At 66.8% G+C, this 10,082-nt stretch carries 7 protein-coding genes (1 of these 7 cut by a window edge); all 7 read right to left on the minus strand.

Annotated features, from left to right (window positions below; translation table 11 throughout):
• Window positions 1-4,765, minus strand: partial view of a right-handed parallel beta-helix repeat-containing protein gene (locus tag ROA7023_RS14540; RefSeq protein ID WP_085879764.1) — the beginning only. 23,246 nt of this gene lie to the left of the window's left edge; the window shows 4,765 of its 28,011 coding nt (coding positions 1-4,765); its start codon is at window positions 4,763-4,765; its stop codon lies beyond the left edge, outside the window.
• 772 nt (window positions 4,766-5,537) lie between these two features.
• Window positions 5,538-6,332: a DUF1217 domain-containing protein gene (locus ROA7023_RS14545; protein WP_085879765.1), complete on the minus strand. Its 795-nt coding sequence runs from the start codon at window positions 6,330-6,332 to the stop codon at window positions 5,538-5,540.
• Window positions 6,329-6,739, minus strand: a complete 411-nt coding sequence (gene flbT, locus ROA7023_RS14550) for a flagellar biosynthesis repressor FlbT (RefSeq protein WP_085879766.1) — start codon at window positions 6,737-6,739, stop codon at window positions 6,329-6,331. The genes ROA7023_RS14545 and flbT overlap by 4 nt, the downstream gene beginning before the upstream one ends.
• Window positions 6,739-7,110: a flagellar biosynthesis regulator FlaF gene (gene flaF / locus ROA7023_RS14555; RefSeq protein ID WP_085879767.1), complete on the minus strand. Its 372-nt coding sequence runs from the start codon at window positions 7,108-7,110 to the stop codon at window positions 6,739-6,741. The genes flbT and flaF overlap by 1 nt, the downstream gene beginning before the upstream one ends.
• A gap of 99 nt (window positions 7,111-7,209) precedes the next feature.
• The gene (locus tag ROA7023_RS14560) at window positions 7,210-8,748 is read right to left on the minus strand and encodes a flagellin (protein WP_085879768.1); all 1,539 of its coding nucleotides are present in this window, start codon (window positions 8,746-8,748) and stop codon (window positions 7,210-7,212) included.
• A 220-nt stretch (window positions 8,749-8,968) separates the two neighbouring features.
• Window positions 8,969-9,307, minus strand: a complete 339-nt coding sequence (locus ROA7023_RS14565) for a hypothetical protein (RefSeq protein WP_085879769.1) — start codon at window positions 9,305-9,307, stop codon at window positions 8,969-8,971.
• Window positions 9,300-9,578: a rod-binding protein gene (locus ROA7023_RS14570; protein ID WP_085879770.1), complete on the minus strand. Its 279-nt coding sequence runs from the start codon at window positions 9,576-9,578 to the stop codon at window positions 9,300-9,302. The genes ROA7023_RS14565 and ROA7023_RS14570 overlap by 8 nt, the downstream gene beginning before the upstream one ends.
• Window positions 9,579-10,082 lie beyond the last annotated feature (504 nt).

The raw sequence follows: 10,082 nt of genomic DNA on the forward strand, positions 1-10,082 counted from the left end.
TTGCGACCTGAAGCGATTGCGGCGCCCCGACCTCGCGCCGTGTGCCAAAGCCCAGCTCCGCCGCGCCGCCCGCGTCGGTGGCGTCGGGCTCGATGATCATGGCGGGGACATCGTCGCTGAGGAAGAACCGGATGTTGCCCGTGGTGCTGGACAGCGCCGTCAGCGGGGCGAGCCCGTCGGCCTGCCGCGCCACGTTCATCGCGTGCATGGCCAGGTTCAGATCGGCGACCAGATCGGCCACGCCGGTGTTCGTCGCGGTATCGGCGGCGGCCAGCGTGATCGTCTGGGGCGGACGGCTGCCGATGGCGATCCGCAGCACCGCGTCATTTGTCAGCTGGCCATTCGCCGGCGCCGGGTCGTCGCCGGTCAGCGTCACCGTCGAGCGGGTCTGCGCCCGGCCAAAGCCCAGTTCGGTCGTCGCCGGATCGGTCCCGGCCGAGGCGAAGGCCAGCCGCCCGCCCAGATCGGACGACAGGGCCATGGTCAGGGCGGTGCCGCCGCTGATGTTGCGCGTGCCGACGGTGATCCCATCGGGTGCGAGGCCCTCGGTGGTGCCGCCCTCGGGCAGGGTCGCGCCGGCGTTCAGCGCGGCGGAGACCGCCCGCTGCAGATCCTCGGCCAGATCCTGGACATTGCCGTTGGCGGGCGCGGCGGCGGCGGCCACCAGGATCGTCTCCACCCGGCTGAGGTCGAAACCGAAGCTCAGCTGCAACGCGCCGCTGGCGCTGAGCGAGATCATGCCGTCCGAGGACAGCTCCGCCAGCCCCCCGAAATCCTCGCCCACGGCAAAGCCCGCGTCGAGCGTGCCGAAATCGTGGTTCAGGATCAGGCTGAAATCGAGCCTGTCGGTCGAGGTGTTGTAGCTGGAGGACAGCGACCCTTCGGGCACGCCCGCCGCCGCGGCAAGCTTCTGCACCAGCTCTTCGATCGAGCTGAAATCGGCGAAGTTCTCGGCGTCCTCGAGCGTGCTGGTCACCTGCTCCGAGAAGGCCACGCCCCAGTCCAGCAGATCGCCGACAGTCGCGTCGGAGAACGGAACCTCGGCCCCCATGAAATCCGCGCCGGTCAGCGACGACATCCAGGCCGCGATGCCGCGCAGCCCTTCCAGCAGCGAATTGGCATCCAGGTTCTCGAAGTTGGGCAATTCGTTGGCCAGCGCCCCGCTGAGCACGACGGTCGGCGGCTCGCCCGACAGCGGATCGCCGCTGAAGGTAAAGACGCCGGTGCCCGAGCCGATCCCGCTCAGCCCCGCGCGGACGATCACCGCTCCCGAGACCGAGGACGGCCCCGCCTCGATGTTGAGCAAACCGTCGATCGAGGTCCCGAGAATCTCGCTCAGGGTCAGCGGTTGCGGCAGATCGGTGCCGGCCACCCCGCCCGAAACCTGGGCCTGCAGCCGCAGGGTGGAGGCGTTGTCCAGATCCAGATCCAGCACGCCAAGCCGCAGGCTTGAGCCCACGCCGGTGTCCAGCGAGGCGTCAATCCCGGCGTTGAACTCGTCCAGACGCAGAAAAACTGCATCCTCGGGGTCGCGCAGCGGGTCGAGGTCAAGGCCGATGGTCAGCCGCAGCATCACCGTGGCATTGCCCGTCAGCGTCGCGTCGATGCTCAGGCCGGTGGTCTGTTCGATATAGCTGATCGCCTCGCCGGCGAGCGATTCCTCGATCTCGAAGCCGATCTGCATCACGAAGAGATCGCGCCCCTGGATCAGGCCCAGCTGCTCGGCCACCTCGGTCTGCGCCGCGTCGATCAGGCCCGCGAACATGTTGGCGCGGTCGACGATGACCTGCCGGCCGGCATCGGCCAGCGCCTCCAGCGCATCGGCCGCGGCGGCCGCCGCCTCTTCGGCCAGCGCACCGGGGTTGCTGAAGTGATCCAGCAGCGCCAGGGCCGCGTCTGACAGCGAGCCGTCGAGGTCAAGAAGCTCGGCCAGGGATTTGTCGATGACCGGCAGCGGCTGGTTCAGGATCGGGCTCTGCGCGGCGGCCTCGGCGAACTGGTCCAGCCAGGGGCCAAGCTGCTGGATCGCCGCCCGTGCCGTGTCGGTCAGAGAGCCGTCGCCCAGGATGTCGGAAGGGCTGGAGGGCAGCAGCGCCGCAAGCGCCGAGGTGTCCAGGTCGATCGCCGGCGGGTCGGCCGGGCGGTCCAGCCGCCAGTCGAAGCTGACCGGAACGCTGGTCGTGGCGCCAGCCGTCGCGGCCAGCTCCGCCCGCGCCTCGACCTTGCCGGCCATGGCGGGCGTGGTGAAGGCACCGGCCCCGGCGCCCAGCAATTCGCGCAGGGTCGCCCTGCCGTCGTTGGCCGAGGTGGCGGGATCGACCAGCCGGGTCGACAGGGTCGCCGGGTTGGCCGCGTCGAGCGAGCCGTCGCCTGCCCGCGCCCCGATCTCGACCGTCGCGTTGCGCGCCTGCACCGTCAGCGGCCCCAGCGCGGCCGCCGCCGAGAACGGCGCCGGGGTGGTCACCTGCAGGCCGACGCTCAGCGCCGTCGCGGGCCCGGACGCGAGGTAGACACGGTCCTGGAAGGCCAGCGTCGGATCCAGCAGGATCCCGAGCGTCAGGTCGAGGTCGCTGCTGCCTTGTGCGCGCGCCGACCCGTTCAGGTTCAGCGTCCCCAGCCCGCCGCCGATGGTTTCCTGCAGGCCCACGCTGAGCGTCTCGTCGAAGCTGTTGAGCTCCTCGATCTCGATTTCCAGCGCGGTCTCGCTGGCGGTGACCGTAACGGTGTCGAACAGTGCCTGCAGCGCGGTCGCCAGCGATGCGGGATCCGCGAAGCTCTGGATGGTGTCGAGGGCGTCCTCGATCCGCTGGGCGATCGCAAGGATGCGGTCCAGCTCGTCGCCGATCACGGGCAGATCGCGGCCGAATTCCTCGGCCAGCGACCGCAGGATCCCGGGCAGCGCGTCCAGCGCGTCGAGCACCGTCTGCTCCGACAGCGAGGTCCACTGGTCCACGTCGAGGAAGGTGCCGGCATTGGTGGTGAAGGTCGTCGGGTCGGACAGATCGGGCCAGTTCGCCATCAGCGTGCGCGGCAGGCCCGGAATCGCCGAGCTGTCGAGCGGCATCGACACGTTCATCGCGCCGCCCACCTCGGCGAAGACACCGGCGTCGATGATCGAACCGCCGAGCGACACCAGCGAGATCACCGGGCTGCCGTCGCCTTGGCTCAGCCGCAGCGTCACATCGGCGTCCGCCGTCCCGCCCGAGACCGTCAGGTCGAGGAACCCGGCCCGCGCCGCCGCATCGATGCCGGTCAGCGAGGTCTGGATCCGCACGGCCGGCTCGGCGCCGCCGGCATAGAGGAAGAGCGCGGGGGCGCCGCCGCGCAGGTCGACGCCAAAGCCCAGCTGGCCGGACACCAGGGCGCTGGCGCCGGCCACGGTCGCCTGCGCCTCCAGGTCGAACAGCGCGTCCTCGGTCCAGTCAACGGAAAGGTCGCCGGTCACCGTGTTGGTGAAGCCCACATCGAAGACAATGGCATCCTCGACCCCGTCGCCGTCCAGGTCGACCCGCCGCAGGCCCAGGTCACTCAGGTTCGCCTGGGCCAGGACCTCCGCGCGCAATTCGTCCAGGTCGGTGAAGGTCAGCCCGTCGAGCAGGTTGCCCACCAGCGCACCCGGATCGGCCAGGTCCGACAGGCCGGACCCGAAGATCGGCAGGTCGCCGAGCAGATCGCCCGTGTTCAGCCGGCCGAGAAAGTCCGTGGCCGCCGCGAACAGCCCGTCCAGATCGCCGGAGGCGATATCGCCGAAGCCGCCCAGCAGGTCGAGCGGCCCGCTGACCGTGGGCGCGGTCATGTCGCCGGTCCAGTCGATGTCGAAATTCTCGACCGAGCCGAAGCCCGCGTCGCCCGAGATATCCACCGACGCCGTGCCCGACAACGCGACGGAGGCGCTGTCGGCGATGGCGCCGGTCAGGTCCGCCAGCCGCAAGGTCGCCTGACTTGGGGTGACGGTCGCGGTGGCATCGACGGCGGCAGAGACGTTGCCCTCGAAATCGACGAAGCCGAAATCGAGCGTGGTGGTCAGGTCGGACAGGGCGCCCGAGACCGACGCCTCCAACACGGTGGGGCTGACGAAGAAGCCGGTCGCGTCGATCCCGAGTTGCAGGTCGGCCGTCGCCTCGAACCCGGTGGTCAGCTCGCCCCCGGCGGACAGGCTGACGCCAAGCCCGCCGTCATCGGCCGACAGGTCCAGCGCGACGGGGGCGGGGGCGACGGTGCGGGTCAGGCTGACATCGAAAATGGCGTCGGTCGCGTCGGCCGTGACCGTGACGTCGACGCTGCCCAGCCCGTCGGTGAAACTTCCCGAAAGGGCCGCCGCAAGCTCATCCCCGGTGGGGGTGGCATCGGTAAAGGCGCCGGACAGCGGGTCGAGGTAATCCTCGATCTTGTCGGTAAGATAGGTCGAGAGCGTATTGCCCAGATCGACCGCCGTACCAAGCGTGCGGTTGATGACCGGGACGGATTGCGCCAGCGCCTGGTGGGATTCGAGCGTCGCGATCCAGGTCTCCAACGCCTGCGCCCCGGTGATCAGTGCGCCGGCGTCGCCGGTCAGGTCGGCGTTGAGAAGGATGCGCGGCTCGAGCGCCTCGACCTCGGCCTTGCGGCGCGGCTTCCGCTTCGCCCCGGTCGCTTTCCGTTTCGGCTGGCTGGCGTTCGGCAGACGAAGGCTGGTCGCGGGGCCCAATGGGATACCACCGTAGAGACCAAGCCGAGATGTGCCGCTGAACAGGGTACCCCGGCGTCCGCTCCACCGATGTCTCATGACAAATCCCTACCCCGGACCTATTGCAACGCTATCTCAAATTTCTGTCTGTGCCGCTTAAAAACGCGCGGCCGACCCGCAGATAATAGCCAAGCTTTTCCTATCCCGTCAATCCGTATTCGCCCTGTCCGACCCGAAACGGCTTTCGCGGGTCCTCGCCGACCGGGCGGCACCTCTGGCCCCTCATTCGCGATGACCTTCCCCAGCGGCAGCGAGGGCGATATCCGCGGAGACCGGAGCGCGGGACTGTCTCCAAATCTGATGTGCTGATTTTGCGGACCTGATGCAGGGATCGGGTCCGGCGACGTCCAGGCCGTGCCCTGCGAACCCCAAAGATAACGGCAGCTTCGAGACAGGTCCGTCTGCGAGCCCCGCACTCGTCGCCTCCAATCGGGGAGGGGAGGTTTGATGGCTCTGGACCTGACAGTGTCCGGACGCTGCGGCAATTCCCGCATCGCCCCGCCCGGCACGGCGAAAGGCGCCGGCGACGGCATCCCGTGCTGATCCCGCCGCCAGCGCTTATCCGCCGATTAGCCGACCCTTCGCATGCCAGCGACCGCCATTCCGTCCGCGGCCATTTCCAAACGCGACCTGCCGCAAGCCAAAAGCTCCGCTTTGACGGCACTGTTTGCGGAGAGACTTGGCTGGACCCGCACCGGTGTGGGTCCGCTTGTTCGGGCGCCCAAAGGAACGGCGAGTTCGATCCAGGTCCGGCCCGAAAGAGGCATCGAGAAACGCACGTCCATGGCCGATTGCCATGTGCGCAGTGGGTCTAGCCCGCCTGTAGCAGGGAAAGCGCCACGCTCGCGCTGCTGCTGAACTGGAATTGCTGCGCCTCGGAGCGGACGAGGAACAGCCGGATCAGTTTTTCCTGCAGTTCGGGATCCCCGAAATCGGCCGGATCGCCGGAACCGAGCACCGACATCGCCCGGTCCTGAAACTGCTCCAGCTGCTGGTCGATATCGACCTGCCCGAAGCTCGACGGGAACCCCAGCGCCGTCTCGAACACCGACCGCAAGGGCGGATTGCCCATGATCGCGAACCACCGCCCCCGTTCGGATTTCTGGTCGCCCAGCAAATCCTCAATTCCCGAGGCGACATTGAGCGCCATCCGCATGTCGTTGTTCTGCTCGCCCACAGCGATGCCGAATTGCCGATCTTCATAGCGCGCGATCAGATCCTCGGCAAAGCTGGTGAACTGCGTTCGCCCCGCGCCACCCAGGTTGCCGAAGCCCAAGGTCTCCGACAGGGCAACGTAGCGGCTGTCGGACAGGCGGTTTGCAAAGGAATCGCTCTCGACCGTGCCCTCTTCGAGGACCTTTCGAATAAACGCGATATTCCCGATGTCATCGTCCAGACCGAAGGCGCCCAGCGCGACCTGCAGAAGCCGCCGGTCGGCCATGAAATCGTCGACCGACGTGACCTTGCCGATCTCCGCGCGGAAATGGTCGGTCGCGCGGACCACGGGGGCACTCTGGACATAGGCGTCCTTCTGGGCCTCCATGGTCCGGTTGAGAAATTTCCAACCCACGTAGCCCGACATCGGAACGACGGGCTGAAAGCTCATGACGCCCTCGGAGTCAGGGACATCAGCCGTTCCTCGCGCGGCAACAGCGTGCGCAATTGCTTCAGGGCTCGGTAGAACTCGTTCTCGGTGACCGCCTGGGTCGCGTTGTTCAGATGCGCCCGACTGTCGTCGTCCAGGAACACCTGGCTGAGCTGCTCTATGCCCCGCATGAGTTGCAGGCTCGCCTCTTCCGCGGTGACGTCACCACTCAGGGCGAGCTGCGCGGCATAGCAGACCCGGCGGACCGGGGTGTTCGCCTCTTCCGGCCGGATCGCATCGCGCAGTCGCAAAATGTTGGCATTGGGTGTGAGAATGGACAGACGCGACCGGCGATCCCCGTTCTCGATGACGGCGCCGTTGACGAGGACACGCTCTTTCGGGCCGAGTTTCAGGACAAGACAGGACATCAGACAGCACCGCTCCCCTTCAGGCCACGCATGATGGCCGTGTTGATCTCGACCAGCGGGCCGACGTCCGCCTCGCCGCGCAGGACCTTCCGGGTGTGATGCGCCACGAATTCATAGAGATAGAAGAGGCGGGCACGCAGCTCCTTGGGAAGGGAATTTCCGTCCTCTGCGACTTCGCCGGCCATGTGCGCCCAAACACGGCGGTTTTCATGCAGCGCCGCGACCAGTTGCGGAAAATTGTCCGGCGACTTGGTGGCATTGCGCAGCCGCGCGGTGGTCTGGCTGAAAAGCTGGAGTTCGGCGGCACGGCCGGTCAGAACGGGAGAGGATGTCGGGGCATAGGCCCGTTTGGCTCGTTCGATCACGTTCACGTCTGCGTCCTTTCGGGACTTGGGGGCGGCTACGCAATTTTAGCGTTGCGCTGCGAATGTTGCGGAGAGGCGCCGGATGGGCGCCTCTCCTTTTTGCCCTTACCGGAAGAGCGACAGGATCGACTGCGGTGCCTGGTTGGCGATCGACAGCGCCTGGGTGCCCAGCTGCTGCTGGACCTGCAGGGCCTGCAAACGGGCCGACGCCTCTTCCATGTCGGCGTCCACGAGCGAGCCGATGCCCGACTTCAGTGTGTCCGTCAGCTTCGAGATGAAGTCGGACTGGGTCTCGATCCGTCCCTGGACAGAGCCGAACGCAGCAGCGGATTCGATCGCGGTATCGATATAGGTCTCGATGTTTGACAGGGCCGCAGCCACGCCTTCATCGGTCGTCACGTCGATATCGTTCAACCCGGCCAGGCCACCCGTCGCAGTACCGCCGGCGGCACCGGCTCCGGTCAGGGTCTGCGCAGCGCCGTCATTGTCGATCTGCAGGGTCCAGGCACCAGAGGTGCTGTCCTGGACGACATTGGTCGAGATGTCGGTCAGACCCGCACCGTCAATGACGGTCTTGAGGCCACGTGCCACATCCTCGAAGGTCTCGTCGGGGCCGGCGACGTAGTCATAGTTCACCCCGCCGACGGCGACCCGATAGCCGTCACCCTCATTGACCCCTGCAGTGGTCGAGAAGGTGATGTCGGAGGCTCGCGAATCGATCGTCGACGAGTTGGTCGTCGCGGGCGCCGCCGTGTTGCCGTTGGCGGTCAGGGCGAACGTCGCCGCGCCGGTGCCGCTGGTGTTGACGTCCACGTCATCGAACTTCGAGGTCGACGCGATCGTGATCGTGGAGGTCGCGACCGTGGCCGAGACGTCCTCGATACCAGCCGCATTGATCGCGGCGGTCAGGCCCGCGGCGAGATCGTTGGCAGTGGTCGTCGTCGTCACGAAGCTGACGGTCTCGCCGGCAATCTGGAAGTTGTAGGTCTCCCCTGCGTTGATCGTCCCGGCAACGGCTGCGGACATGTTGTTCGCACCGTTCGAGAACGCATCGCCGGTGCCGGCCGCGCTCAGGTTGCCGCCCAGAGTGGCCGTCACGTTCGCGGCCAGCGTGGCGCCGGTCCCATAGACACCCGCATCAAAGGTCAGATCCTGACGGTCAACGGTGATGGAGCTGGACGAGACGGTCCCGTCGTTGGATCGGTCGAGCGAGGAAAGGACGTCGACGCTTGAGGTCCCCGACAGCAGGTTGAGACCATTGAACTGGGCCGCGCCGACAACCGACTTGATCTGGTTGGACAGGGCCTCGATGTCGGTCTGCAGTTTCGCGCGATCGACGTTCTCTTCCTGGGCACCGACGATCTTGCCTTTCATCTCGGTGAGAAGCTCGGTGACGGTTTCGGCGCCGTTGGCGGCGACGGCAACGGTGCTGTCCCCGAGCGCGAGGGATTCCGAAATTGCCTTGAAGCCTTTCACGTCGGACTCCATGACCTTCGAAATCGCCCAGACGGCCGAGTTGTCCTTGGCGTTGTTGACGCTCTTGCCGGTCGAGATCAGCGACTGGGTGTCGTTCAGGTTCTTGTTGATGGATTTCAGCGTCTGCAGCGCCACCATGGCGCCATTGTTGGTCAGAATGCTGGACATTTGCGGTAGTCCTTTCCTGCGGGCGCTTTGCGCCCAGAGTTCGAAGTTTGACATGCCGCGCGATTTCACGCGGCGACGATCGCCGTTCTGACTTTTCGGAAGGTCGGAAGGTTCTGTCCGACATTTCGTGGCCCCTCGGAGCACGGGTCGAACCTGCCCTCGATGTCTCAAGGAATTCCTAATGCAGGGCGTCCGCTATGCTCCAACTTTTCCTCGCTTTTTATGCTTTTCGATCCGAACGGACCGATGCCGTCAGGACCTGCGCCTTGCGGCCGTTGGCATCATAGGTCGTCAGCTGGGACTGGACGTCCTTCAGCTGGCCCAGGCGCCGCACGACGCTCCGCGTGCCGTCGAGCGCGGCGGCGATCAGCGACTGGTTCCGCGCCGACAGCTCCGCAATCTCGCGCAGGGTTCCGTCCCCGGCCGGCGCGGTCTCCAACCCCTCCACCAGATCCAGCTTTTCCGCGCCAAGCCGGCCGACGGTCCTGAGATCTCCGCTCAACAGAGCCTCGCGTTCGCTCTCGAGCAGGTCACGCAGACGCATCACGGTATCAGTCATTGCTTCGCTCCTTCAGCGCCTCGAACAGGGATTCGGCCAGCCCGATCCCGCCCGCTTCCACCATCGCCCGGGCCTGTTCGTCGACCAGGAAAGATCCGAACTGCTCCTCTCCGGCGCCGCCCCCGAAGGCGTCGCGGGCCTTGCCCAGGCCGGCAGTCTTCAGCATCTCCGACAGGAATGCGGCCTCCAGCCGCTGAGCCGCGTCGCGCAATCGCGCATCCTGCGAGGGCTGCGGCACTTCCGGTGGCAGGGATGATCGAATGGGGTCCATCTGGTCGCTCCGGTTCGTTCGAGTTTTTTGCAACTGACACGAATACGGTAAAGAACGAGTAAGTTATCGGCTGCATGTTCCAGAAATCCGAATGTCGGAGAGATCGGAGAACCGATGCAGCCCGTTGACACCTTCGCGCCCCCAGGCCCGGCCATGCCCGGCGCCCGCCCCGCCCCCCGGACATCGACCGCCGGCGGAGGCCTGGCCTTCGCCGATCTTGTCCGGTCGTTCGAAGAGGCCTCGCGCCGCTCGGGCGACGGGGCTTTGGCCGACCACGGCCCAGACCGCGAGACAGCCTCGGAAGACGGCGGCCAGGGCGAAGGTCACCCGTCCGTGTCGAAACGCGGCGAGGGCGCTGTGTCCGACACCATGACCGAGGCAGAGCCCCCGCGGCCAGAGATCCCAAACGCCGAATTCGCACGATCCGCGCCGGAGGCACGGCCCGTCCGCATACCCGAGGGTCCTGCACCCGAAACCGCCGCCATTCCTGGGGCCCCGCCGGCC

The organism is Roseisalinus antarcticus (genome assembly GCF_900172355.1).
Lineage (GTDB): Bacteria > Pseudomonadota > Alphaproteobacteria > Rhodobacterales > Rhodobacteraceae > Oceanicola > Oceanicola antarcticus_A.